General features: G+C 46.9%; 27 protein-coding genes. 18 read left to right on the forward strand and 9 right to left on the reverse strand.

Going from position 1 to position 24,044, the window contains the following annotated elements:
- The first annotated feature begins 3 nt into the window (after positions 1-3).
- From sctJ to A8140_RS05915, 7 genes are all read left to right on the forward strand, one after another.
- Positions 4-735: a type III secretion system inner membrane ring lipoprotein SctJ gene (gene sctJ / locus A8140_RS05885; RefSeq protein ID WP_005528960.1), complete on the forward strand. Its 732-nt coding sequence runs from the start codon at positions 4-6 to the stop codon at positions 733-735.
- Entirely contained in the window at positions 728-1,393 is a 666-nt protein-coding gene (gene vscK, locus A8140_RS05890) for a SctK family type III secretion system sorting platform protein VscK (protein WP_005528958.1), read from the forward strand. The genes sctJ and vscK overlap by 8 nt, the downstream gene beginning before the upstream one ends.
- Positions 1,372-2,007: an HrpE/YscL family type III secretion apparatus protein gene (locus A8140_RS05895; protein WP_005426171.1), complete on the forward strand. Its 636-nt coding sequence runs from the start codon at positions 1,372-1,374 to the stop codon at positions 2,005-2,007. Before vscK ends, A8140_RS05895 begins: the two co-directional genes overlap by 22 nt.
- 226 nt (positions 2,008-2,233) lie before the next feature.
- Positions 2,234-2,629 carry a hypothetical protein gene (locus A8140_RS05900; RefSeq protein WP_005426189.1) on the forward strand — a complete coding sequence of 132 codons (396 nt, stop codon included), beginning with the start codon at positions 2,234-2,236 and terminating at the stop codon, positions 2,627-2,629.
- A 3-nt stretch (positions 2,630-2,632) separates the two neighbouring features.
- Complete coding sequence (locus tag A8140_RS05905; RefSeq protein ID WP_005528956.1) at positions 2,633-5,536, forward strand: ADP-ribosyltransferase; 2,904 nt, start codon at positions 2,633-2,635, stop codon at positions 5,534-5,536.
- A 283-nt stretch (positions 5,537-5,819) separates the two neighbouring features.
- Positions 5,820-6,257, forward strand: a complete 438-nt coding sequence (locus A8140_RS05910; protein ID WP_005528954.1) for a CesT family type III secretion system chaperone — start codon at positions 5,820-5,822, stop codon at positions 6,255-6,257.
- A gap of 3 nt (positions 6,258-6,260) precedes the next feature.
- Positions 6,261-7,424, forward strand: a complete 1,164-nt coding sequence (locus A8140_RS05915; RefSeq protein ID WP_005528952.1) for a VopS family T3SS effector adenosine monophosphate-protein transferase — start codon at positions 6,261-6,263, stop codon at positions 7,422-7,424.
- 87 nt (positions 7,425-7,511) lie between these two features.
- On the opposite strand, the gene A8140_RS05920 is transcribed toward A8140_RS05915, so the two are convergent.
- Positions 7,512-8,438: an alpha/beta hydrolase gene (locus A8140_RS05920; protein ID WP_005528950.1), complete on the reverse strand. Its 927-nt coding sequence runs from the start codon at positions 8,436-8,438 to the stop codon at positions 7,512-7,514.
- A gap of 110 nt (positions 8,439-8,548) precedes the next feature.
- On the opposite strand from A8140_RS05920, the gene A8140_RS05925 reads away from it, so the two are divergent.
- Entirely contained in the window at positions 8,549-9,466 is a 918-nt protein-coding gene (locus A8140_RS05925; protein ID WP_005528948.1) for a LysR family transcriptional regulator, read from the forward strand.
- A 117-nt stretch (positions 9,467-9,583) separates the two neighbouring features.
- Here A8140_RS05925 and sctU read toward each other — a convergent pair whose 3' ends face one another.
- The 8 genes from sctU to vscN are packed head-to-tail and all read right to left on the reverse strand — an operon-like array spanning position 9,584 to position 16,420.
- The gene (gene sctU / locus A8140_RS05930; RefSeq protein WP_005426254.1) at positions 9,584-10,633 is read right to left on the reverse strand and encodes a type III secretion system export apparatus subunit SctU; all 1,050 of its coding nucleotides are present in this window, start codon (positions 10,631-10,633) and stop codon (positions 9,584-9,586) included.
- Between the two features lie 18 nt (positions 10,634-10,651).
- A complete protein-coding gene (sctT, locus tag A8140_RS05935) occupies positions 10,652-11,434 on the reverse strand; it encodes a type III secretion system export apparatus subunit SctT (RefSeq protein WP_032999902.1) in 783 nt (260 codons plus the stop codon).
- Positions 11,431-11,697 carry a SctS family type III secretion system export apparatus subunit VscS gene (vscS, locus tag A8140_RS05940; protein ID WP_005426136.1) on the reverse strand — a complete coding sequence of 89 codons (267 nt, stop codon included), beginning with the start codon at positions 11,695-11,697 and terminating at the stop codon, positions 11,431-11,433. The genes sctT and vscS overlap by 4 nt, the downstream gene beginning before the upstream one ends.
- Positions 11,698-11,710: 13 nt before the next feature.
- On the reverse strand, positions 11,711-12,361 hold the full coding sequence (gene vscR / locus A8140_RS05945; RefSeq protein WP_005426130.1) for a SctR family type III secretion system export apparatus subunit VscR: 651 nt from the start codon (positions 12,359-12,361) through the stop codon (positions 11,711-11,713).
- Positions 12,358-13,323 (reverse strand): type III secretion system cytoplasmic ring protein SctQ, encoded by a 966-nt coding sequence (gene sctQ, locus A8140_RS05950; protein ID WP_005426297.1) that lies wholly within the window; start codon positions 13,321-13,323, stop codon positions 12,358-12,360. The genes vscR and sctQ overlap by 4 nt, the downstream gene beginning before the upstream one ends.
- The gene (locus tag A8140_RS05955; protein WP_005528943.1) at positions 13,323-14,630 is read right to left on the reverse strand and encodes a type III secretion system needle length determinant; all 1,308 of its coding nucleotides are present in this window, start codon (positions 14,628-14,630) and stop codon (positions 13,323-13,325) included. The genes sctQ and A8140_RS05955 overlap by 1 nt, the downstream gene beginning before the upstream one ends.
- Before the next feature lie 9 nt (positions 14,631-14,639).
- Complete coding sequence (gene sctO / locus A8140_RS05960; RefSeq protein WP_005528941.1) at positions 14,640-15,101, reverse strand: type III secretion system stalk subunit SctO; 462 nt, start codon at positions 15,099-15,101, stop codon at positions 14,640-14,642.
- Entirely contained in the window at positions 15,098-16,420 is a 1,323-nt protein-coding gene (gene vscN, locus A8140_RS05965; protein WP_005528939.1) for a SctN family type III secretion system ATPase VscN, read from the reverse strand. The genes sctO and vscN overlap by 4 nt, the downstream gene beginning before the upstream one ends.
- Before the next feature lie 186 nt (positions 16,421-16,606).
- Here vscN and sctW point away from each other — a divergent pair, with 186 nt between their 5' ends.
- Genes sctW through vcrH form a run of 10 tightly spaced genes read left to right on the forward strand, consistent with a single transcriptional unit; the run spans position 16,607 to position 24,044 of the window.
- Entirely contained in the window at positions 16,607-17,500 is an 894-nt protein-coding gene (gene sctW / locus A8140_RS05970) for a type III secretion system gatekeeper subunit SctW (protein ID WP_005528936.1), read from the forward strand.
- Positions 17,481-17,765 (forward strand): TyeA family type III secretion system gatekeeper subunit, encoded by a 285-nt coding sequence (locus A8140_RS05975; protein WP_005426113.1) that lies wholly within the window; start codon positions 17,481-17,483, stop codon positions 17,763-17,765. The genes sctW and A8140_RS05975 overlap by 20 nt, the downstream gene beginning before the upstream one ends.
- Entirely contained in the window at positions 17,752-18,126 is a 375-nt protein-coding gene (sycN, locus tag A8140_RS05980; RefSeq protein ID WP_005426085.1) for a type III secretion chaperone SycN, read from the forward strand. Before A8140_RS05975 ends, sycN begins: the two co-directional genes overlap by 14 nt.
- Complete coding sequence (gene vscX / locus A8140_RS05985) at positions 18,123-18,500, forward strand: type III secretion system protein VscX (protein ID WP_005528934.1); 378 nt, start codon at positions 18,123-18,125, stop codon at positions 18,498-18,500. Before sycN ends, vscX begins: the two co-directional genes overlap by 4 nt.
- Before the next feature lie 5 nt (positions 18,501-18,505).
- Complete coding sequence (vscY, locus tag A8140_RS05990) at positions 18,506-18,844, forward strand: type III secretion system chaperone VscY (RefSeq protein WP_005426237.1); 339 nt, start codon at positions 18,506-18,508, stop codon at positions 18,842-18,844.
- Positions 18,828-20,954, forward strand: coding sequence for a SctV family type III secretion system export apparatus subunit VcrD (gene vcrD / locus A8140_RS05995; protein ID WP_086011845.1), 2,127 nt, complete (start codon positions 18,828-18,830; stop codon positions 20,952-20,954). The genes vscY and vcrD overlap by 17 nt, the downstream gene beginning before the upstream one ends.
- On the forward strand, positions 20,954-21,367 hold the full coding sequence (locus A8140_RS06000; protein WP_005528931.1) for an LcrR family type III secretion system chaperone: 414 nt from the start codon (positions 20,954-20,956) through the stop codon (positions 21,365-21,367). The genes vcrD and A8140_RS06000 overlap by 1 nt, the downstream gene beginning before the upstream one ends.
- 60 nt (positions 21,368-21,427) lie before the next feature.
- Positions 21,428-21,718, forward strand: a complete 291-nt coding sequence (locus tag A8140_RS06005) for an LcrG family type III secretion system chaperone (protein ID WP_005528929.1) — start codon at positions 21,428-21,430, stop codon at positions 21,716-21,718.
- 10 nt (positions 21,719-21,728) lie between these two features.
- Positions 21,729-23,540, forward strand: a complete 1,812-nt coding sequence (locus A8140_RS06010; RefSeq protein WP_005528927.1) for a virulence-associated V antigen — start codon at positions 21,729-21,731, stop codon at positions 23,538-23,540.
- 12 nt (positions 23,541-23,552) lie between these two features.
- Complete coding sequence (vcrH, locus tag A8140_RS06015) at positions 23,553-24,044, forward strand: SycD/LcrH family type III secretion system chaperone VcrH (RefSeq protein WP_005528925.1); 492 nt, start codon at positions 23,553-23,555, stop codon at positions 24,042-24,044.

Genomic DNA, 24,044 nt, shown 5'->3' on the forward strand with positions numbered 1-24,044 from the left:
ACAATGCGTGCAGTAAGCATGTTACTGGTTCTATTTTTGGTGGGTTGTCAGACCGAACTTTACACCGGTGTGAGCCAGAAAGAAGGCAACGAAATGTTGTCAATCCTACTTTCTGAAGGCGTCGTCGCCACCAAAGAACCGGATAAAGACAACACCGTCAAGCTGATGGTAGATAACGCACAAATTGCGTTTGCGGTTGATGCGCTTAAGCGCAAAGGCTACCCAAAAGAGCAGTTCTCGACACTTAAAGAAGTCTTCCCGAAAGACGATCTGATTTCGTCTCCGCTTGCCGAGCGAGCGAGACTTATTTACGCGAAATCGCAAGAGCTGTCGTCTACATTGTCACAAATTGATGGGGTGTTGGTCGCTCGCGTTCACGTGGTACTTGAAGACCAAAATCTTCGTCCTGGTGAGCGCCCAACGCCAGCATCGGCATCTGTGTTTATCAAGCATGCCGCGGATGTCGCGTTGGACTCTTATGTCCCTCAGATTAAGCTGTTAGTAAACAACAGTATCGAAGGGTTGAACTACGATCGTATTAGCGTGGTGATGGTGCCATCTTCGGAAGTTCGCGTGACGTCTCAAGGTAATCAATTCGAAAGCATTCTGTCGATTCAAGTGACCAAAGACACCGCAAGCCATCTGATTGCTATCCTTGTTTTCTTGGTACTGCTGATCATTGGCTCTAACGCAGCAACGTTTGCTTGGTGCCGCAGGAACGTGAAACGTGGTTAATTCCGAAACGCCAGTTTCCCAAATTCAGCATCAGTTTAACTATTGCCCTTGCAGTTATATTGACGAAAGTTGGGTAATGGAAGAACAGCCTTGGTTGTTAAAACTCCAAGGCTGGAGAAACCAAGCGGCCATCAATCAGTGGTGTATTGAAGACTGGTCGTTGTCGCCAATTACGGATCATGCTTTTAATCATCCATACAACAGTCTGGCTTTACTGCCTGTAGAGGCAACAAATCGGCTGCTGTTGATGATTGGCGGAATCATGCATTGCCAAGCGATGCGCCAAGTGGTGCTAAAGCAACCTAAACAGTGTCTTAATCAGGTCTTTGGGGTGGATGAAACGCGTTTTTTGATCCAACAAGGACCGATGATGATTTCCAACTGGCCCAGCGGTTGGCAAAAGCCACTGCCAACCAGCCTCGATGAAAAAAGCTTCGAAGAGACAGCCCGAGAGCTGGGTTATTTATGGGTCACGTTCTTACTGGCAAAGTCACCATCAGAGCTAGTGCAACGATGGCAATTTAAGCTCGATCGTCAACTGACGCTGACGGATCGCAATGCAGATTGGTTGGATGACGCGCATCGTGATCTCGCATATCGACTTATCAAGAAAATCGCAAAACAGGTAATTCCTCAATGGTTTCATTTGTTGAAATAAAAACCGACAACTTGCAATTGGCGCCGGGCTTAAAAGTGCTCAAAGCAAAAGACTATGTGAGTTACTTAGATTCGCAGCATTTGGTTGAGGCGGCGCACTCAAAAGCAGAAAGTATCATTGCGAAAGCGGACGAAGCCTATGAGCTAGAAAGGCAGCGAGGTTATCAGGACGGCATCGATCAAGCGAAGATCGAGAACGCCGAAACCATGCTGGCAACACTTGCTCGATGCAACGAGTACTATTTGCAGGTCGAGCAAAAAATGACAGGCGTTGTGCTCGATGCCGTCAGAAAGATCATCAACAGCTTTGATGATGTGGATACCACTGCAAGTGTCGTGAGAGAGGCGCTCCAGCTTGTCAGTAACCAAAAGCAAGTGATTCTGCATGTGCATCCAGAGCAGGTTACTGAGGTGCGGGAGAAGGTTTCCTCCATACTTAGTGATTTCCCTGAAGTGGGGTACGTTGAAGTCATTGCCGATGCGCGTTTAAAGAACGGCGGCTGCATACTGGAGACCGAGGTCGGTATTATCGATGCGAGTATCGACGGTCAGCTGCAAGCGCTCAAGCAAGCTATTACCAAGCAATTGAGCGAACGCCAGCAGATACAGCCCTAACGCGTTTATTTTTGCTCTCCGAAAGTCCAGCCATGCTGGGCTTTTTTATTTTCAGTGGCTGGCTATTTCTAGATTCAGCATCAATTTCCTCTCACTAGCATTCAACTGAAAGCCGTGAGCGCTAGCCGATAAAAGGCGCCCTAAAAACTTCTGACCAAAAGTGATATATGGCGAATGCCCTTACGCTTATCGTTTTGATTACTCAATACGAAAAGGGGTCCTCGCAATGAACAAAGAAGAAATCATAAACAACTGGCTATCCGACTTATCTGGCGGGCAATGGCAGCTTTTGAATGGTCAATGCAACTTAGTTGGCGAAGATGGCATGCATTACGCCACGATTTTCAATTATGAAAACCGCATGGTGGTCATGTTCCCTTTGTCACCAGCCAAGCAGCCTGAGGGGGGAATATCACCTTCCAAACTGCTGGCGCTGAATTCTCACCCCGATGTTGTCGGCATTGCGTCGTTCTCGTTAGCCGCTGACAACGCCACTGTTGTACTCAACTTTGCATTGCCGGATGAGTCTGTGGTGAATAGCGATCTCAATGTCTTTTGGCAAAATGCACTCAGTTTACGCAGTGCCTTGTTTGATGCGATCACTGAATCCACTGCGGGGTGATCGATGCAAACAACGATTAGAACAGACGGCGCGGCAAGCACCGCGGCTTTGCTGTCCTCACAGCAGACACTAAGCGCGGCAAGCACCGCGGCTAATACCTCTTTAAGTCAGGTTTCATCGGTCTCCGTTTCCTTAGTCGGCAATCAAGCGCCGCTGAATACGCAACCAGTCTCGATGCCCCCATTGCGTCAGGCCGAGGAAGAGTTTAATCACGCCATCATGCGTGCTGCCCAGTATGAAGGTAGCATTGAAAATTTAGTCCGAGACAAGGTAAATGCGCAGTTTCCAACAACCTCTGACGCGTTGAAAAACCAGATAGTCGCTCAGTCGGTGGAAAAGATTGCAGAAGCCAACCAAGCATTTGAGTTTAACCATTTGGGCAATGACCTGCTGCAGAGCCCTGCCGTTGAGTACATGTCTCAATCGTTTTTGCGTCGGATCCTAGAAAACGTAGCGATCGCTCAAGCGAAAGATCCTTCAGTGCCAGTAGCAAAGACAAATGAAGACGCTGGTATCGGTTTCCTGGACGGCTGGAGTAATGATGATGTTAAGTGGGCAGAACAGCTCAACAGCGTACTCAATGACCCTAAGGCCAATGCTCGGGTACTGACCACATTAGCTTATAGCCATTTGAGGGTATTTCGTGATCCTTCACGACTTAAGCTGATGGGCGATGCCGTGAATCAGCCGCTGTTGAATGCCAAGGAAGCAAACCAAAGGCTGAACATTTTCCACTTACATGGTGCAGGGGCGCAGCCAGAGATCTCGACGCCGACCACAACCCAGCCCCACGGTTGGGCATGGCTTAAGTATGCCGATTGGAATACAAGTGAAGCGCTCGGCAACAAAACCGGCAATGACTTTATCGGCAGTCGTCAAAATGGCGACCCTCACAAAGGGACCGGATTCAAGTTTCAAGGAATGCAGGAGGCTATGAAGCCTGCGGCTTATCACAATGACGCCGTTGCTTTAAAAGAGCGTCCAGAACATGAGTCCGGCTATGGTGGTTTCGTTATCAATGACAAAACGTTAACCACGATTGGCGACGATAAACCAACCTCGGTCAACTGGCGCCAACAAAACATGGATAAGAAGTTACCTATGTTTGCGGGGCCATCCAGTACCACCTCTTTTATGTACGAAGTGGCACGCCTTCTCAAAATGCCTGCTTCTGAAGCGCAAGCCTTTCGAGCCTTGCTGTTGGGGTGGATGATTCAGCCGCGTGATCACAGTTTTACAGAGATCATGGGAGCACTGGATGCTTATGCAATGGAGCACAATGACCACGGCGCTGCGACAGTTGACAGTGATGGCATGATGGCGTGGCAAGCACGTGAGACGGGCAATTGGCTTGGTGCTTACGAGGGGCTGATAACCCAAGACATCGACTTACCCGGTATGGAAGCCAAGACAATCACACTAAATGGACAAGAGATTCATCTACCCGCGATTGAACCGGTGAAAATGAGTGTTGAGGAGTTCGATCAATCTGTGACTCAAGGGAAAGGCTACCCATCACAATATGCAGGGAGTGAGTATCTTGATGTACTGGCGCAGGCAGCGCAGAGTGATCAAGAAGCAGACGATACCTTTGGCCTAGCTTCAGAGAAAATTCACTACGCTCCGCAAAATATGAATGACCTGAAGTTATACAATACCGAGCAGCGAACCATGCCGGAATTGCCTGAGCGAAAACCGTCAGGGCAACCATTTATCGATGGTGTCAAAGCGAAAGCATTAGGCAACTGGTTGGAGGGTCAGTCTCCTGCGCAATACCAACAGCTTCTCAGTAATGCTGCGTCTTTGTTGGCGGAATCTTCACAGGAAGGATCGCTAAGTAATGTTTTTCGTTACGGTGAGCGTAATGACGTGTGGGAAACCTTTCGCACGGTAGATAAGTCGAACATGCTTGATGCTCAGTTGGTGCTAAAAAACAAACCCGATCATCAAGATGCGTTGGGCTTTTTACAGGATGTCGCGAGTAGCAAAGCCACACCAGCTGAACGCCAACAAGCGGTATTAGAAGCCATTGGTGATGATGCAAATAACCAAGCGACGCTGATTAACGCGATGCTGCTGGCGACGACTCGATTCTATACAGGGAATGGCGCAAATATTATCAACCCAGGCTACGGCGATTTTGCTCCACCAAAGAACGAGAGTGAAATGGAGATGCGTCTTCAATCGTTCCTAAAACGTAATCAATACACCAGTTCCGCTGAACGAGCGCAGGCGAAGAAAGAGTATCGCCAGAACGTGGATATGTTACAGGCTGCGATAGACTCTCCAATGTTTGAACGATACTCCGGTAAAGTCTGGCATGGCTGTCACACCAGTGTTGCCGATGCGGCGTTAGAGAAGGGAACCGGTTTTCAGTTTCCTGGCTTTATGAGTACAACGCGTGCACCAGACGTGGCACAAAGTTACATGGCGAAAGGTGCGCTTTTGGTTATCAACCCGGCGCCAGAAATTGGGGTAAATATTGAACCCATCAGTAATGCAGAAGGTGAAAGAGAAGTCTTGGTTCCTGCAGGGACGTCTTTTACTGTGGAACAAAGCTATACCTTACACTTGGAGACAGGTTACCCGCCTTCAGCTAATACGGCGATGAAAAAGCGAATTTACGATGCAGAAGTGGCTACGAGGCGCCGTCAACCCCATGTAACCACACGCGTAACGACGCCAGAGATGGAGAAAGCGGGCTTAAGTGGTCAAAGCGATCCAAAAGGAGAGGCAGAACTTGCTGACTTGATTGAGCATATCAAGAAAAATCCCTCGAACATGGAAGAGCAAACCAAGGTTGTGGTACTGCGCCGAGAGTCCAGTGCACCAAGCGTCAATACCGCGAATGCGGATAAAGCGGCAACAGAAGCCTTTAAACCAATGTACTCTGGTGGCTTTGTTTAGCCAAGAAGATCAAACATTTAAGTAAGTTTATTCAACTCGAGGTCTCTCATCAGCTTTAGCTTACTTTAGACTGAAACAGTAAAGCTCAGCATACCATGCTGAGCTTTTTTCTATTCTCATCATGTGTCTTATCATAAGCGGCTTAAAATGAAAAAAAACCGACTATATCTAGCATATTCCCCCATCTGTATTCAGCATAATAACTCCATCAGCCAACACTCTGCGCTTATTTAAACCGCAGAGGTGGAATTACTAATAAATACAAAATAGGAATGTAAATCAGATGGTCAACGGATTTATATCGACGCTTCTAAATGACTTTGCAAAGCGTTGCCAAATAGAAACGCTGGAATTTGATGAAGAGGGCTGTTGCCAATTAATTATTGATAACGAAGTAGCGATTACACTTCGCTCAAATGAAGAGAAGCTAACGCTTATTGGCTTAATTTCCGGTGAGAAACCACATCCGGATGTTTATTTTAAACACATGAAAGCAGCATTAACAAAAGATGAACCCTATGTATGTTGGGATGAAGATGCTGGCTACATTGGTTTTATTCACATTCATCAAACGATGTTAACCGAGACATATTTTGAAACGTCGATTGCTCAATTTGTTGATTGGTTAAAGCTGTCAGCAAGCCCGCAGGAGCAAGCGGCGCAAGAACAGAGACAAACACAGACAATAGATGCGGCTCAATTTGCCACATTAAGGGTATAAATAATGATTAGTTTTGGAAACGTAAGCGCACTTCAAGCAGCACTTCCGGAAGTGCGAAATGATATTCTCAAAGAAGGCAAACTCAATGTTGGTGGCAAGGAGTATAAGATCGATGCAGATACTCAGCAGTTTGTTCGTTCAAACCCAAGCAATAGTGCAGTCGCTCGATTCTTTGAAGCAACGGGTAAGCTACTTAGAGAAGGAGGCAACACAGACTCAGTAGCGAAAGCTATGACAAAATCGGTATTCGACAATGCGCTTGGACAAGCTGAACGTTTGAAATCTAGCTCTTCAGTAGAGCATGGCCAGATGTTTTTTAAAGATGCTAGTTTAAAAACGCCAGTCGATGTATTGAATGCTTTTAGTCGACTAGATGCTCAAACTATTCAATCTTATGGTGGCGAGCTTAACAAATTAGCTGATCTTGCTATGTCTGAGTTACTACTTGATACGGAGCCTGCCAAAAGCTTAAATACACAAATTGGTGAGGATGCGACGAAAGCGTTAGCTAGTCGTGTCGTGAAAGCTTTCGGTGGTGGTGCTATGGGAGTAAAGAATAATCCGAAGGTTGCTTCTGGACTGGATATTATTCTTGCCGCTGAAGTTAAGAACTTAAAAGCGGCGCAAACGCATATAGAAGCTCTGGCAAACAAGGACTTGAGTGCTGATATCTTTTCTGAAGCTTTAGCGGAAACGAAATTTAATAAAACCGGTACAACAGATAATGTCGAACGTGCAACGGCGTGGATCGTTAACGCGTCGAACTCGGAAGGGAATGATGCTGAGAATATGGCTGCACTTTTGAAGGAGTATGCAACGAATGGTAAAGATCTGTTAAACATGGAAAATCTAAAAGAACTTCATGCTAGATTGGTTCCAAATATTGATAGAGATTATCGAGGACCAAGTATTTCAGAGAGCACGTTACCTTCAAGTATCGGCGGTGAGAGCATGCTTAAGCAACACGTTGAAGTATTCTTGAAAGAGAACCCAGTAGCAGATAAAGATTTAGGCAAAAACCTGTTTGCAAGTGTTATTGGTTACCATGGCTTTACTGATGGTAATGGACGTATGGGCCGTACTTTATATGCCATCGCTGAATTAAGGAATGATTCATTTACCCCTCTTGCCACGACTGCTGAAAACAACTTACACGGTATTAAGTAAGTATCCCAAAAATAAAAAGAGCGACTTTCGTCGCTCTTTTTTATAAGCCTGTCGGCCTTTATTGGAAACTGAGTAAATTAGCGACCTTTAGTTTTTCATATTCTCAAGCATATAGTTGAGTACGTCATCGTTGTCGTTAATGAGGTTCTCGATTACATCAAGGTGGTCTCTTTTTCGAGCGAGGTAAATGCGACACTCTTGCTTAGCATCAAGCACGTTGGCGTGGTATTCCTTTGTTTGTCGGAAGAACTCAGGCGTGTCCAGCTCTGGAACAATCAAGTGCAACGGCGCCAGTTTCTCTTCTGAAGGAAAATCATTAAGCAGTGGACTCACCTTCTCCGATGATTCATTGGTCATCTGAATGTTATCGTTCACGAAGCTGTTCACAAGTGGTCGAATATCAAAAAGGCCAGCGATTGAAAAAACATCTTTGAGTTTCTGTTTGCCTTCTGCTTCTACTCCAAATTGTTCCCAATCTGTTTTATGGAGCATGGATACAAGTTGGCCGCCAGCCGAGTGGCCCACGAGGTAGACTGCGGGAGAATTATTTTCGACTGCGAGTGATAAGATTTCTTTAACGGCAAGCTGCATCTGCTTAAGGATGGACTCCATTGGCGCACCGTTTGTCCAGTCTTGAGCCATTCGGTAACTTGGCATGTAAACCGTAAAGCCATTTTGATTGAAAGGCTTCGCGATAAACCCAAATTGTTCTTTTGAAAACCATTGCCACCACCCGCCATGAATGTAGATAACCATAGGCGCATCTTTGGCAATCCCCTTTGGCTTATAGATATCTATTTTTCCAGAAAACTCGCCTTCTCCATATGCCATTTCGGTAAGTCCTGTTTCCAGGTTTGTTCGATAACGATCACTTTGTTGGCTGGTAAATTCTATGTGTTTCGGTAACAAATCATCCGTGGGTAATCTATTGGTCCATAACGTCGGATTGTATTGTTCATCTGCTATCTCTCGTGAGAAGTATTGTGCAATTGAGCTTGTGCTTGTTTTGTTCATTATTTCGTCCTCTTTGGTTGCTTTAGGACATTATTAATGATTTCATTAGGGTGAAAAAGATGGGTAATTTAGTACGGACTGTTTAATTTTTATAAACTATGAACAAGTATATGCGTCATATGATCATCTTCACGAGAGTTGTGGAGACGGGATCTATTACTGCGGCTGCACGCGAATTAGAGGTGGGTAAATCCGTTGTTAGTCAACATTTGAGAGCTTTGGAGGAGGCGTTAGGTGTTTTGTTACTCAAACGCTCCACTCGCCAACAATTGCTTACGCCTATGGGAATAGAGTTTTTTGAACGGTGTAAAAAGATTAGCGAGCTTGTTGATGAGGCATGGGATATTGCAAGGATCAGCCAAGTTGAGCCAAAAGGAATGGTTAAGATTAGTTCACCCCACGCATTGATCGAGCCAGTGGTATCACCGGCAGTGGGGCATTTAGTCAGTATCTACTCTGAATTGGTTCCTACGATTCTAGCCAATGACGGCAGCGTGGACTTATTTGAAACGGCGGCTGATCTCGCGATTCATGTCGGTGAGCTGCCATCAAGTGAGTACAGACAAAGAAGGATAGGTAGTTTAAAGAAAGTGCTTTGTGCAAGCCCTTCATATATTCAGAATCATGATCTCAGCATCGCGAAACTTATTAAGGATCCGTCTCATTTGCTCGCCTGCGATTATGTGGCGAATATCTGGGAGGGGAAATCTATTCGATATACTTTACAACACTCGTCCAGTAGTGAGCGAATAGAAGTGTCGCTGGAAGCGAATCGCTTTAATGATTCGGTCCATTCGGTTATCTCTATGGTCAAAGCGGGAGCCGGTATGGCATTAATTCCTGAATTTATGTTCGAAAGCCTCAGACGCAAAGGAGAATTAGAGAACATTTTCCCTGGGTATACGCTTCCCAAAATTCCTATTTATGCTGTTCATAATTACGCAAAAACGCCTCCGCTCAATGTCAAAATGTGTACCGATTTCATTGAACGACAGCTTAGAAATCTTAACTCTTCAGAAGATGCCTAATCGCTTTCTGAACCGCTTAGATCTATCGATTCCATTCTACTTTGTTTGCACACAGTTCTTTTTTGTACTGTGTGCTCTCTGAGTATGACTCACATGATTGTGAGCGAGTTATACTCGCTATTCCTCTGACTGCTCAAGAGACGCAACCCAACGCAGGATCTCAGCGGTGGCTTCAATAAGATCGCCTGGAATGTACTGGTTTAACTGACCATCGGCATAAAGAGCACGTGCGAGTGGTACTTTTTGCATCACAGGGATGCCTTCTTCGTGGGCTATCGCGATCATACGTTTTGCCATTGCATCGGTTTCTTTGAGGGTTATCACAGGCAGCGGCGTTTCGCCCTTTTTGTAGTACAAACCAATCGCGATGTGGGTTGGGTTCGTGACCAACACATTCGAACGTTTAACGTTATCTCTTTGGTTCGAAGCTTGCAGCTCTTGGTGCAACTGACGACGCTTACTCTTGATTTCCGGGCTGCCTTCCATCTCTTTATATTCGCGTTTGACCTCGTCTTTAGTCATCTTCAGTTGCTTGGTGTGGTCGAACTTTTGGTACGCGTAATCGGCAGCTGCAATCACAATAAAGCCGACGGAAGAGATGATCATGAGTTGTTTCACCAATACGCCGGTGATGGTCGGTACACACTCTAATCCGCATGTCGGGATTTGCAGTAGCGTGTTTAAGTTGCCCCGCAGCGTGACCCAAATAATGCAGGAAAGGAGCGACACTTTAAGAATCGACTTAATAAACTCAATGATGCTCTTTAGCGAGAAAATTCGTTTTGCCCCTTCGACAGGGTTGATCTTTTTGATATCTGGTTTGACGGATTCACCACTAAACAGCAAGCCGAATTGCCCCATGTTCGACATGATGGCGATCAATGCCGCCACGATCAGGATCGGTGCCAGCAAGTAAACCATTTCTTTGGCGATGGCGATGGCTACGTCAAGCAACGCATCCTGAAACCCTTGATAAGCCAACTCACTCGGCAACAAAAGTAGGGCAGAGATGTGCGACATATAGTAGTCAGCAAAGGCAAATAAGACGGCAATTAGGGCTAGGATTAACGCCGATGAGACGACTTCCTGACTTTTGGCGACTTGCCCTTTTTGCCGGGCATCCCGAAGTTTTTTCGGGGTGGGGAGTTCTGTTTTTTCTCCGCTCATTGCTCTTCCTGTCTGTTATTACCAAATGGTATTGAGCTGTTCTCTGAACAGTACGATGTCAGAGAAAAGGGCTTGAAAGTGGTCCATCATCAATGCCAAATAAACAATCAATAGCACGCTGGCAATGGCACTTTTGATCGGCATAGCTAAAGAGAAAACGTTCAGCTGTGGGGCGAATCGGCTAATCAGCGCGAGTCCAAACTCGGCAAGGAACATGGCTAAAACCAAAGGCGCAGACATCAAAACGCCAAGCCACATAAGTTGCTCGAACTGAGCGTAGAAAAAGCGCCCCCATTCCTCAGTGACGGTTGGGAAAAAACTAATCACAGGCCACGACGAATAGCTGTTAAACAGCGCATAAATAAAAGCGACAAAGCCACCACCGGAGAAGAACAAGGTGATCAGGGTTTGAGTCAATAGCACAGCCGTTGGCGTTGACTGGGAGCCGAGAGTGGGGTTAAACATACTTGCCATCGCAGCACCACGTTGGTTATCCACTAGAAACCCTGCCGCCTCAATAGCCCAAAAAGGGATTGCTGCAACAAAGCCAATCAGCATACCCAATAGTACCTCTTTGCCTAAGATGACCATCAACCAAATCCCGTCCGTTTCTGCAGGCAGGTCTTGTTGGTTAATCATTGGGAAGATAAACAGCGCAAGCGAACACAAAACACCATTTCTTACCAAGGTGCCACCGAGCGTTTGTTTATTTAAAATCGGCAAAAATATAAAGCAAGCCATTAACCTAGGGAGCGTCAAGCTGTATAGGAACAGGGCCTGGTGCAAATCATCGTAACTCATCGTATTTGCGGGATTTTATCCAAGGTCAAGGTAGCAAATGAATGCAGTTCGGCGCCCAGCCATTGAGTGGTAACAAATAAGGTTATGATGACGGCGATCAGTTTGACGACAAAGCCTAACGTCTGCTCCTGTACTTGTGTTAGCGCTTGGACGAGAGAGACCAAGGTACCGACCAGTGCCGCAACCAAGATCGGCGGCAGCGACAAGAACAGAACAAGCGTTAGAGCCTGAGTGGTAAAGTGGATGATTTCAGCCGGATTCATGCTTCTCTCCTCATTATCCGTAGCTGAGCACTAGGCCATGGGTCAACTTAGTCCAACCGTCTAGCAACACAAAGAGCAGTAGTTTGAATGGCAGTGAGATGGTCATTGGCGAGACCATCATCATGCCCATGGCCAGCAAGATGTTGGATACGATCAGATCGATAGCGATGAATGGCAGGTACAACAGGAAGCCAATCTCAAACGCTCTCGTTAGCTCACTCACGGTAAAGGCGGGGAGCAACAGCAATAAGCTGTCTGACTCCAAACGGTCGACGTACTTTTGTGGCCACAAGGTTCTTGCTGCATCGGTAAAAAACACCGATTCAGTTTCACGGATGTGCTTTTTCAAGAACTCACGATACGGCTGCAATCCGCTCTCAATCAGTCCTTCGATACTCTCGGAATCTTCTAGGGATATTTCATGCTGCGTCACGTAGTCATAGGTTTCAAAACCCACTGGTGCCATGATGAAGATCGACAGAATGATCGCCAATCCGTACAAGGCCATATTGGGTGGAATCTGCTGTACACCTAATGCGTTTCTTAGCAGAGAGAAAACCACGGCCAGTTTAACGAAGGAGGTCGCCATCATTGCAATGAAAGGAATCAAAGCAAGAAGGGCGAGTGTAACGATGAGGTTCAGTTCATCAGGTAACTGGATCATGCTGGCTCCTGACTGCCGCCAAACAGTTCGAGAACGCGGACACCCAAGCGTTCATTAATGTTCACTAGTTCGCATTCACCAATGATTTTGCCGTTTGCTCGCATAGTGACTGGGTTAGAAATTGGCTGGTTAAGCTCAAAGGTAAAACCCGGTTGCAGCGCGTTAAGCTGTTCTAAAGTAATGGTTTGCTGACCAACATCGAAAGTCAGTTCAATTGGCAATTGCTGGTGGTCGGTCAGTGCTTCAGAGCTGTTGATATCGTTCATATTGGTTTCTTTTTCTTGGATATGGAGTGTCGTATTGTCGAGTTGGCATCGCCAAAGGTTGTGATTGGAGACCTGAAGCAGCACTTGGTGTTGCGCGATGTAGCAATCGTCGAAAAACACCACATCGCCAAGTTCAAGTTGCTCAAATTGACTGAGTGCCAAACGTGTTTTGCCAAAGCTCAACCAGAAGGGCAGTGCGATGTTTTGGCTCAGGTAAGAGGGCGCTTGTGGCAGAGTGTCAATCAACACATCCCGACCTTCGTGGACCCACAGGCTAAGAGAGACATCATCACGATTGATGGTGAGCATCAACACGTTTTCTTCTGATGCGGGCTGCTCATGAACTTGCAGCTTGCTCAATACCGGAAGTTGTCCAAATAAGCGCTTAATCATGTCGGTGTAGGGCTCAATTTGGCTACTGAGCAACGCCAATTGCAAAGAGTTTGGCAGTGATTCAAATGCCGTCGAGTCAAGAATGCCGTGCAACCATTGCTGTAATTGCGCACCGCTGAAATCGATTTGAATGGTTTGTCCGCCAATGAGTAGCGTTAAACGATAGCCAGAAAACTCCGGCTTTTGGCCAAGCGTGACCGATAAGCTATTGCTCTGACTATCTTGAAAGTGACACTGTTTTGCGCACAGTTGATTACTGAGCGCGATGCTTGAAGGCTCGACCTTTGGGAAATCTAATATCATCATTCGTCCTCAGGCTTCCATTCATCGTAAATGCTGCGTTGTTGTCGCGAGCGTTGTTGGTCTTGTTGTTGGTTCATCTGTTCGCTGACTGCAATTCGAATCGGTTGGTCGATGCCTAAACGTTGCAGACGCTCGGTCAACTCTTGCTTAGCCGTTTGGTTGATCAGCGAAAGAGCGTGCTCTTGCTTAATCAGCACGCTGTAGCCAGAACTGTCTTGCTTGATGGAGATCTCGCCACCTTTTAATTGGCCTTCATTCAGAAGCAGGCGAACTTCTTTCTCGTTTGCTGAAGGAAGAGACACGTAGATCTTGTCGACTAACTTATTAATCAATTCGTTTACGTCTTGAGCTCTGTTCTGGGGCGCGTGTGTCTCTACATTTCTCAGTATGATGTCGCCTTGCGCTGTTGATTGGCTTAGGTTGGCCGTCGGGTGAAGCTTAGCGTCCGACTCTGAACTCGGATGACGCGGTTCGATGTGTTTCACTGCTTTAACCTTCTCTTCAAGCGCGGACAATGCGGCTTTCGAGTCGACAATTTTCGAGTCCACAATAGTAGCTGCGTCTTTTGCCGCAGGGTCGAGTTTATGAGCTGCTGCATCTAACTTATGTAGTTGGCCTTGCAGCACACTCTGCACGGTTGATGGCTCAGTTTTGTTCCGTAGATTGGTTTTGTTATGCAGATTGGCTTGGTCAGTCTGAATCGGTAATACCTGATCCTTTAGAGCGTTAGGCAAGCTGGTCATCGGTATTTTAGGATCACGAGACGAACCATTATCTAATGGTGCCGTGCTGACTTGCTTATTGTTCGAGTCTTTTTCTGCCGCAGAGTTAGAACCCAACGGCTGTGATTTATCCGTTTCTTTACTTCCTACCGACTGCTCGATTAGAGAGTGAGGCTTGAGGGGTTTAGCGGTATCTGAATGTGGCTCTTTCGCAGCGCGCTCTGACGTCTCGCTATGGCTCTCTTCGTTTTTATCTTTGTTGTCCAATACCTGCAGGGGCTCTCTTTCTGAGAGATCGTGACTTGGCTTTTCTGGGTGCTCTTGGCCACCTTCGAGCTGCTCTTTCCCCGCCTCAGGAATAGCACTGCTGACCTTGCCTTTGTGCTTCATGCCATCGAGCTTGTCTGCGTTCAATACAGCAGCGAATAAACGAGAGGTCTCTGACTCATGTTCGCTTTCTGCTTGCGTTGGCTTAAGCGCATTATTAAAGCGAGATTCAAGCTCTTCTGAGACTTGGTTGACCGGCCTCTGTTGAACCTGTTGCGGACGTTCAGTTGTGTTTGGATGATCGTTTTTGACTCGCATCTTTACCTTCTATGAAACAACAACGCTGCGGAACTCTTCTTGTTCGAGCTCTTCTTGATACTGCACTTGGCGTGCTTGCTCAGCGATTTCTTGTTCGTTTAATTGAATGAATTTTTCTTTGGTTTTATGGGCGGCCAGAGCTTCTTGCTTTCTTTCCTTGAGTCGCTGGTTCTCTTGTTCTAATGCCTTTTTTTCTTCTGCGGCTCGTTGTTTTAAATCGGCTTCTCTTTCCCTTAACAGCGCGATTTCTTGCCGCAATATTTCAAGTTCTTTTAGAACGACGGTTTTCTGTTTGGCTTTTGCAAAGCGCCGTTCTTCTTCCTCTTCGCGCCATTGACGATAATCAACGACAGACTGTTCCGCCTTTCGGAGTGAGGCTCGTGCGTTATTGACTCGATACTCTTGTTGCTGAACCGCGCGATCGGCACGGTCGGCACGAATTTTTTTTATCTCTAGCAATTGCTCGATCATAAGCCTGCAAGCCCACGCAGCTGTGTGACGGTCTCTTCGAGTTCACTCGGCTCGTGCGTGCCTTGGCGTAAGAACGCTCGGATATCATCTCCCTGTGCGATGGCCATATCCGCGCGACTGTCGGCGCCGTGTTGGTACTCACCAATTTTTATCAGCAGTTCGACTTCTTCATATTTGGCCAGCATTTCACGCATGTGAGCCGCGGACGCTTGATGAGTTTTATCGACGATTTGGTTCATCACACGACTGGCTGAACGAAGCACATCAATGGCTGGATAGTGGTTCATCGCCGCCAGTTTGCGAGAAAGAATGATGTGACCATCGAGTATCGAACGGGTCTCATCGGCCACTGGCTCAGTCATATCGTCACCTTCCACAAGTACGGTATACAGCGCGGTGATGGAGCCTTTGTCTGATTGACCTGCACGTTCCATCAGTTTTGGTAGTGCGGAAAAAACAGAAGGCGGATAGCCTCGTCGTGTTGGTGGCTCGCCAGCTGCCAAGCCGATTTCACGTTGAGCTCGGGCAAAACGCGTCACCGAATCCATCAGCAGCAGAACACGCTTACCTTGGTCGCGGAAGTACTCCGCGATGGAAGTCGCGACGAACGCCGCTTTGGCACGTTCCATTGCTGGTCGGTCTGAGGTTGCGACAACAAGTACTGACCTTGCCATGCCTTCTTCGCCAAGGTCGTGTTCGATAAATTCTCTTACTTCACGGCCCCTTTCACCGATGAGGGCAAGCACGGTTACATCGACATCGGCAGAGCGAATAAGCTTGGCGAGTAGGGTACTTTTACCACCGCCAGCCGCAGCAAAAATACCCATCCTTTGTCCTTCACCACAGGTGAGCAATCCGTCGATAGAACGCACACCCATCGAAATCGGCTTTTCAATCAGTTTTCTCTGCATTGGTGGCGGCGCATCACGATAAACCGGATACCAAGCGCTCGGTTCAGTGCTCTGAGAGCCATCGAATGGGCGGCCCAGGCCATCGAGAATTTTCCCTAAAAGATGATCGCCAACGCCGACTTCGTGCATTTTTCCAAGCGGGCTCACTTCGGTATTGGAGGAAATACCAAACATGTTGCCAAGTGGGGTAAGCAACGCATGGTGTTGCTGAAAACCCACCACTTCCGCAAGCAGCGACAAAGTTTGATCGGGATTTCGTAGCTCACAAAGCTCGCCGACACGAACACCAGGCACAACGGCTTTGATGATGGTGCCAGTCACTTGAGTCACGCGACCGCGGATTTGGATCAAACGTGTTTGCTTGATGGCCGATTGTTGAGTTTCGGTGATGTATGAGAAGTCGTTCAATTTAAGAAAACATGCGCAATAACTGATGCTGGGAGAATAGAAAGGATGGCGCCGTATTTATAGTGACTATTGGTCGGGAGTTTTTAGAAAACTTAAAACGCCCTAAAAAAACACGTCTGATTTTGACAGCCGATTAAAAATGCAATTCCTATAATTCGCTCATATTGTAGGAAGGAGTGCAAATCAATGAGCACTATCAATAGCCAAATTTTAACGGGCAACAAATTTGACGCGCCAATTGGAAGTAACCTTGAGTCTTCCCGCACGGGAGCCTCAGTCAATGGTAATTATCGGGGTGAAACTGTCCGCGTACACAATGCAACTCAGTCGTTGTTTGATGCAATGGAAGAGCTGACGGCATTAGGTTCAGAAAAAGCAGAAAAAGATCTCACTAAACGCAAAGTGAAAGACGGCAGTATTCGCGTGAATGAAGCGCATGAGCTGGTTTCTGATTACCTAAGAAAAGTGCCTGATCTTGAGAAGAACCAAAAGATCAAAGACCTTGCTACTAAAATGGCAAGCGGCAACTTATCAACGATTGCTCAGTTACAGGCGTACCTCAACGGATTCTCTGAAGAGAAGAGCCATCAGTACCTCGCGCTACAAGCAGTGAAAAAGTTCCTCGGAGCCAATCCAGAAAGTAAGAACTTATTGGCGCTGATAGACCAAGCCATTCTGACCTTTGAGCAGAACCCGGACTCTTGGGCTCAGATTGATACTGAAATTCGAGTTTCAAGCTTCGCGGATGAATTCAGCCAAGAGCAGGGCTTTAGCAGTTTGCACCAATTACGTGGTTTCTATCGCGACACGGTACACAGCTACCAAGGATTAGGCTCAGCATACAAGGATGTGGTTGAGCGTTTTGGTGCAAAAGAGGTCTCCACGGCGGTCGACTTTATGTTGCAGGGCATGAGCGCAGATTTGAGCGTTCAAGGTAGCAATATTGACTCCGTTAAGCTTCAGCTTCTGATGTCCGATATGCAAAAACTTAAGACGTTGAATACGCTTCAAGACCAAGTTAGCAACCTCTACCATATGTTCAAACCTCAGCAGGCAAACTATGGCTTATCAAGTTACTGATTTGATGTCAGACGTCATCGCTTTGGTTGAGCAGCGTTGGGTGGGAAGTGCCGAGATATGGAACCTAGTGAACGCCATGGAGTTGGCGTCCACGGAGCGCAAAATCAGCTTTTTTAGGGAACTGCACAAACTGATTCGCCATATTCCAATTGATGTATTTAACGATGAAGAACAGCGACAAAACCTAATACAAGCTGTGCAAAAAGCGCTTGATGAAGCGATTGATTTAGAAGAAGAGGAAATGTGGGACGATGAACTGGATTGATGCGTCAGTGGATGATTTTTGCCGAGGGATGGGGCTTGAAGCGGTGGACTTCTCGTCCGCAGGACGCGTTCAACTGAGCTTTGAACAAAGCGGCACTCTGCATATCGAGAAGCATCAGGACTGCCTGTTTCTTATGCTGGCGAAACCGCTGCCTTGGCACCAGTCGAATGAGCCGATTAAAAAGGCGTTGAGTTTTTGCCATGCAGGTCAAGGTTGGCCATTCCTTATTAAGACCGGGTTACTGGATGAACAGACACTGGTCTTCTCTGCACAAATTGAAGGGGATGAAGTGACCTTGCCAACCATCGAGCAAGCGTTCGCTCTACTGGTTCGTTTACATAAAGATGTGGCGGATTCATGAGTCGTATTAGTACGTTAAACGTTGGTATTGAAGGCTTTACTCACGTTTCGCTTGAGCAAGTTGAAAACGACTTCCCACAGCGTTTTCAACTGTTGCCTGATGGTCAAGCCGTCGCGACGCACCTAGAGAAGCTGTACGAGCTTCGTCCCTCTGAGCAGTACTTGATGTCACTGGCCAAGCCAAAGTTGACGCATTCGGAGCTACTTCGCCCAGACAAATACCGTCAACAGTTTGATACCACTCAGCAGCGGCTTCAGGAATTGGCGCAGAAAAATGGTTCGCATGCGCTCAATCAGGCACTGGAAACACTGCAAAGCACCCAATTAGACCAACGTTATCTCACCATGGCGTTGAATCTACTGATTCAGGTTTAAGCCCCATGTTGCAAACGAAAGACGTGGAGCTGTTGCTTATCCACGCTGCACTCCAAGTTCAATATCAAAAGCCGGAACAAGCGATTACCTTGCTTGATGCACTGCTAGAAATCGAACCTCAGCATCAAGAAGCTCGTCAAACATTAGCAGTAGCATGCCTGAATTCAGGTCGATACACACGTTCAATCGAGCTGTGTGAAAGCTTATTGAAAACCGAACATTCAAATAAAGCCGGTTTGTGGTTTTGCCTAAGCCAAGCTCGCTGGAAACAACAGGATGTTGAAGGTGCCCGCCACGCACATCGACGTTATCTACAATCTCTAAATAGTGAATCAAATGAATAAGTTGATCGATATTCTAAACAAAGCCGGACAGCGTAAAGACATCATGCTTGCCGTGATGCTACTTGCGATCGTCTTTATGATGATCTTGCCTCTACCTACGGCACTAGTGGACGTTTTGATCGGTACCAACATGAGTATTGCGGTCGTCTTATTGATGTTGGCTATCTACATCACCACACCGCTAGAATTCTCTGCATTCCCTGCCGTGCTTTTGATCACTACTTTGTTTCGCTTGTCACTTTCTATTACGACAACGCGCCTTATCCTGCTGCAAGGCGACGCAGGTCAGATCGTATACACCTTTGGTAACTTCGTGGTCGGCGGTAACTTGGTGGTCGGTATTGTTGTTTTCCTGATCATCACCATTGTTCAATTTATGGTGATCACCAAAGGCTCTGAAAGGGTTGCGGAAGTCAGCGCTCGATTCTCTCTTGATGCGATGCCGGGTAAGCAGATGAGTATCGACGGCGATATGCGCGCTGGAGTTATTGATGTTCATGAGGCGCGTCACCGCCGTTCATTGATAGAAAAAGAAAGCCAAATGTATGGCTCGATGGATGGTGCGATGAAGTTCGTGAAAGGCGACTCAATCGCGGGCCTGATTATCATCGTGGTAAACATTCTCGGTGGTGTCACCATCGGTGTGACTCAGAAGGGCATGTCTGCCTCTGAGGCACTTGAGCTGTTTGCGATCCTGACCGTCGGAGATGGTCTGGTTTCGCAGATCCCAGCACTGTTTATCGCTATCACGGCCGGCATCATCGTTACCCGTGTTTCAAACGAGGACTCTTCTGACTTAGGCTCAGATATTGGTGGTCAGGTGACTGCTCAGCCAAGAGCTTTGTTGGTTGGTGGCGTTCTGCTTATCTTGTTTGCTCTTATTCCGGGCTTCCCGAAGGTTACCTTCCTGATTCTTGCCGCGATTGTTGGCGGTGGCGGCTTCTTCTTGTTTTACCAACAGAAAAAACAAAGCGAATCCGACAGTTCTGACTTGCCTAGCTTCGTCGCCCAAGGAGCTGGTTCGCCAGCGGCTAAGCCTAATAAACCGACGCCATCTCGCAACAGCAAAGGCAAGCTGGGTGAGCAAGAAGAGTTTGCTATGACAGTACCGCTGCTCATCGACTTAGATTCTCGCTTACAAGAGAGTTTAGAAGCCGTGGCTCTGAACGATGAGCTTGCACGAGTCAGACGCGCGCTTTATCTCGATCTCGGTGTGCCGTTCCCCGGTATTCACTTACGCTTCAACGAAGGAATGAGTAACGGCGAGTACTTGATTCAATTGCAAGAAGTGCCAGTAGCTCGCGGACGAATTGAAAGCGAAAAACTGTTGGTGACCGAAGGTAATGAACAGATTGATTTACTGGGCGTACCTTACGAAAAAGACGACGACTTTCTGCCGGGTATTACGAGCATTTGGGTCGATCAAAGTCATCACGAAAAACTGCAAAACAGTCACGTGGGCTTTTTAACCCCCGATCGCATTCTGACTTATCACTTGTCTCACGTTTTGAAAGAGTACGCGCAAGACTTCATCGGTATTCAAGAGACCCGCTATCTGCTTGAGCAAATGGAAGGCAGTTATTCCGAGCTAGTAAAAGAAGCGCAACGTATTGTGCCTTTGCAAAAGATGACGGAAATCCTGCAGCGTTTGGTTTCTGAAGACATTTCTATTCGTAATTTACGAGTGATTTTAGAAGCCATGGTTGAGTGGGGCCAGAAAGAGAAAGACGTGGTACAGCTGACGGAATATATCCGTTCAAGCTTGAAACGCTATATCTGTTACAAGTACGCCAGCGGTCAAAACATGCTGCCAGCCTATCTGTTGGATCAGAGTTTGGAGGATACGATCCGTAACGGCATTCGTCAGACTTCTGCGGGCAGTTACTTGGCGCTTGACCCTTCTGTCACTCAGCAATTTGTCAGCGACGTTAAGCAAACCATTGGTGATTTAAGCCGCATGCCAAATAAGCCTGTGCTGGTGGTGTCGATGGACGTGCGTCGTTACGTACGCAAACTGATTGAATCTGAATACTACGAGTTGCCGGTGTTGTCGTTCCAAGAGCTGACGCAACAAATCAATATTCAACCGCTTGGCAGGGTAGGTATGTGATGGAATGCCTTCTCATTCAGTCTCTAGTGGCGTCAGGTATCGAAGTGACGCCCTACTTTTGGCAGAAAAGTACTATCTTACTTGGTCATCGTTATGAATGTGATGGGATGGAGCTGGTCTTCCGTGTCGAAGAGGGCGAAATCATCATCGTATTACTGCGAAGAATCAGCCCAAACCAAGGCCTAAGCAACCCTTTCTCCGCGCTATTTATGCTCGCAGAACATGCCATCCGCTTGTACCCGCCCGACTGGGCTATTCGTGGCAACGTTGATGTATTGCGAGGTAGCAACATGAGCAGCCAGCGGTTAGCACAATTCTACTTACGAGCCTGCGGTGCGAGCCACGGTGAACAAGAAGATTGGTACTTCTTGCGCCTCAGTGATTACCGCCCACTTAAAAAGAGAAAAAAGTAAAAACTCTCGACTGTTACTGACAGCATCCCAGAGATGCTTCGCTTTAAGATAGGACCCAAGATGAAGCAACCCTTTACTGAAACCATTGAAAATGCGGAACTTGCTATTCGTAATGCAGAAGACAGGACTGACGTATTCAATGAACTACTCGAAGGATTAGGCGTTGGTCCGGTAGCAGGCAACATTCTGCTCGATGGGTTAAATGCTTCGCCTCAATTGATGAAACAAGCAGAGCATGAGCTGCTTGAAGAAGTACAACGCCGCAGACAACAACAGCATCAGCCACAAGCCGCGAGCACCAAAGGCACTAGGCGCAAGCGACCGACCATGATGCGTGGCATGGTGATCTAGAGGTTTTTACATGACGGATATGACAACCATGAACTCCATCACCGGAGTTCTCAATACAACAGCCAATCGTGATTCTCAGATCGCATTCCAGCAGAGTTTGGTTAAGACCCTTTCTCCCATTCTAAGCGATGCCCATATCGACCCGAATCAATTAGAGTCATTGATTCGCCAATTACCCATGGTCGTTGGGCGTACGGAACAAGAAAGCTTGGATCTTTATGCAGATTCATTGGGTACACTTTTAAAGAAGCAAGATGCCTTTACTGGGACTGCTGCCACTGAGACCACTGCGCATTGGATGCGGTCACTGCAAAACCAAGCGTTGAATGGTCAGATCGCACCCAAAGAAGTGGAAACGGGCGTTAATACTACGCTCGCGCATCAATTCCAATCTTGGTTTAGTACACTGCTAAAAGATAGGGTCGACAGCTCGCTTCCGACCGACTTTGTCGCTAATTTCCGCTTAGGGGGCCAGAGTAACCAAGCACTGCAGATTGAAGCTTTAGATACGAGCGCTCTTAAAGCAGCAACGGTGGAGATTAGCTCGTTTGTAAATGCATTGGCAGTGCAGATGAGTACAAGTGAGGTACGTGAGAGTGCTATTCCGTTCTTGCGAAATGCCGTTACTAATCTTGGTTCGGTCAACCTTAATGAGATTAAGAATTCAGACTACTTCTTAACAGAAGAAAGCTTTAGAGCTGCTGTTACCGCTCAACTTGTTGCCTCTTTCAATAGCATTGGGATCACCATCAGCACCGCTGATGCACAGGCCTTGGCGAACAAGATTGCTTGGATTCCAGGCATGTCTAAGCAGGAACTTACTGATGCGCTAAATAGCTTAGCGACACAAGTAAAAGGACAGTTTGAAAATGCTTACGGCGCAGGTGGTGTTACTCAACTGCAAACCATCCTTGATGCCGAGATCGCGAGAATAAAATCGGATCCTAGTGCGATCACATTATCGAGTTTGTTCTCCAATATAGCCATTGCGCTTATCAACACTCAGATCGATGCGTTCTATAACGGCTTGCTTGATGTTCAGGTCACTCAAACAACACCGGAGCAACTTGAGCGGATTAAACAAAACACCGCACAAGATATCCGACTCCTTTTCGACAAAATAGTCGCAGGCCAAGACATCGGGACGGATTTCATTGCACGTCATCAAAAAATGATGGAGAACCTAGAAAAACTCAATGATCGCTTGGGCAAAATCACACCAGAGGAAATTAGCAGTAAAGAAGTGAATGCTGAGCACGCATTGACCGCTCGTGATCTACTGTCGGTGATTGAATCGAGTATCGGTGACCGCTTTGATGAACGCGTCTTGTTTGCTCTAAACGAGCGCCGAGTCGACCGTCTTGAGAAGCGTAACATTCTGAAAGGTGAACTGGAAAACTTAACGATGGAGTTAAGAATTTTTGGTGCCATACAGTCGAAGATACACTCAAAACAAAGTGCAAAAGAAAAATATGAACCAGGGAATACGAGTTTCCAAGCAAGTGACTTTGGCTACGACAGTGAAGCATCTTTTAAGGCCTCACCTGAGTATGCATATCTGACAAATAATAAGTTCGAAAACCACAAAGACTTTCTGACAAAGCAGGGCGTATCAGTAGCAGCAGATAGTTTTGAGGGCGATCAATTGGCAAGTTTTTCTAATTCAGTAAGTGATCAGTCCAAGGTTAAAAACGATACAGTTCAACTAAAAACGACCGAGCTCAGTGATATCAGCTCTCAATACAATGCAACCGTTGAGGCGATGAACAAATTTGTTCAGAAGTACCACAGTATTTTACAAGAAATCCTACGAGCCCTTTAAGGATAAATAACCATGACTACACAAAACGCGCCAACTGACCTATCTCAAATGCGAGCAGAAGAACTCCTTTCATTTCTGGAAGAGGGAGGCACGCTAAAAATGCTGCACGATGTATCGGCAGATACCATTGAGCACATTTACGCGGTTGGGTACAACTTTTTCCAGTCAGGCAAAATAGAGCAGGCCGCAAAGGTATTTCAGCTGCTTAGCATGCTTGATCACTATCAAGCGCGATTTTTCATTGGTTTGGGTGCGGCTCGTCAGGAACTAGGTGAGTACCTGCAGGCGCTTGATGCCTACAGCTACGCTGCGCTTATGGACATTAATGATCCACGCCCACCTTTCCACTCTGCAGAATGTCATCTCAAACTTGAGCAACTGACGGAAGCAGAGAGTGGGTTTTACAGCGCGAAGGAGATGTCTGCTGGTAAATCAGAGTATGCAGACTTGCATCAACGAGCAGGCATCATGTTAGAAGCGGTGAGAAACAAAAGGAGTAACTAG

It is taken from the genome of Vibrio campbellii CAIM 519 = NBRC 15631 = ATCC 25920, assembly GCF_002163755.1.
GTDB lineage: Bacteria > Pseudomonadota > Gammaproteobacteria > Enterobacterales > Vibrionaceae > Vibrio > Vibrio campbellii.

Coding starts and splice junctions, on each gene's coding strand:
- sctJ (WP_005528960.1), top strand. CDS start 4: ATGCGTGCAGTAAGCATGTTACTGGTTCTATTTTTGGTGGGTTGTCAG.
- A8140_RS05895 (WP_005426171.1), top strand. CDS start 1,372: ATGGTTTCATTTGTTGAAATAAAAACCGACAACTTGCAATTGGCGCCG.
- A8140_RS05900 (WP_005426189.1), top strand. CDS start 2,234: ATGAACAAAGAAGAAATCATAAACAACTGGCTATCCGACTTATCTGGC.
- A8140_RS05905 (WP_005528956.1), top strand. CDS start 2,633: ATGCAAACAACGATTAGAACAGACGGCGCGGCAAGCACCGCGGCTTTG.
- A8140_RS05910 (WP_005528954.1), top strand. CDS start 5,820: ATGGTCAACGGATTTATATCGACGCTTCTAAATGACTTTGCAAAGCGT.
- A8140_RS05915 (WP_005528952.1), top strand. CDS start 6,261: ATGATTAGTTTTGGAAACGTAAGCGCACTTCAAGCAGCACTTCCGGAA.
- A8140_RS05920 (WP_005528950.1), bottom strand. CDS start 8,438: ATGAACAAAACAAGCACAAGCTCAATTGCACAATACTTCTCACGAGAG.
- A8140_RS05925 (WP_005528948.1), top strand. CDS start 8,549: ATGCGTCATATGATCATCTTCACGAGAGTTGTGGAGACGGGATCTATT.
- sctU (WP_005426254.1), bottom strand. CDS start 10,633: ATGAGCGGAGAAAAAACAGAACTCCCCACCCCGAAAAAACTTCGGGAT.
- sctT (WP_032999902.1), bottom strand. CDS start 11,434: ATGAGTTACGATGATTTGCACCAGGCCCTGTTCCTATACAGCTTGACG.
- vscS (WP_005426136.1), bottom strand. CDS start 11,697: ATGAATCCGGCTGAAATCATCCACTTTACCACTCAGGCTCTAACGCTT.
- vscR (WP_005426130.1), bottom strand. CDS start 12,361: ATGATCCAGTTACCTGATGAACTGAACCTCATCGTTACACTCGCCCTT.
- sctQ (WP_005426297.1), bottom strand. CDS start 13,323: ATGATATTAGATTTCCCAAAGGTCGAGCCTTCAAGCATCGCGCTCAGT.
- A8140_RS05955 (WP_005528943.1), bottom strand. CDS start 14,630: ATGCGAGTCAAAAACGATCATCCAAACACAACTGAACGTCCGCAACAG.
- sctO (WP_005528941.1), bottom strand. CDS start 15,101: ATGATCGAGCAATTGCTAGAGATAAAAAAAATTCGTGCCGACCGTGCC.
- sctW (WP_005528936.1), top strand. CDS start 16,607: ATGAGCACTATCAATAGCCAAATTTTAACGGGCAACAAATTTGACGCG.
- A8140_RS05975 (WP_005426113.1), top strand. CDS start 17,481: ATGGCTTATCAAGTTACTGATTTGATGTCAGACGTCATCGCTTTGGTT.
- sycN (WP_005426085.1), top strand. CDS start 17,752: ATGAACTGGATTGATGCGTCAGTGGATGATTTTTGCCGAGGGATGGGG.
- vscX (WP_005528934.1), top strand. CDS start 18,123: ATGAGTCGTATTAGTACGTTAAACGTTGGTATTGAAGGCTTTACTCAC.
- vscY (WP_005426237.1), top strand. CDS start 18,506: ATGTTGCAAACGAAAGACGTGGAGCTGTTGCTTATCCACGCTGCACTC.
- A8140_RS06000 (WP_005528931.1), top strand. CDS start 20,954: ATGGAATGCCTTCTCATTCAGTCTCTAGTGGCGTCAGGTATCGAAGTG.
- A8140_RS06005 (WP_005528929.1), top strand. CDS start 21,428: ATGAAGCAACCCTTTACTGAAACCATTGAAAATGCGGAACTTGCTATT.
- A8140_RS06010 (WP_005528927.1), top strand. CDS start 21,729: ATGACGGATATGACAACCATGAACTCCATCACCGGAGTTCTCAATACA.
- vcrH (WP_005528925.1), top strand. CDS start 23,553: ATGACTACACAAAACGCGCCAACTGACCTATCTCAAATGCGAGCAGAA.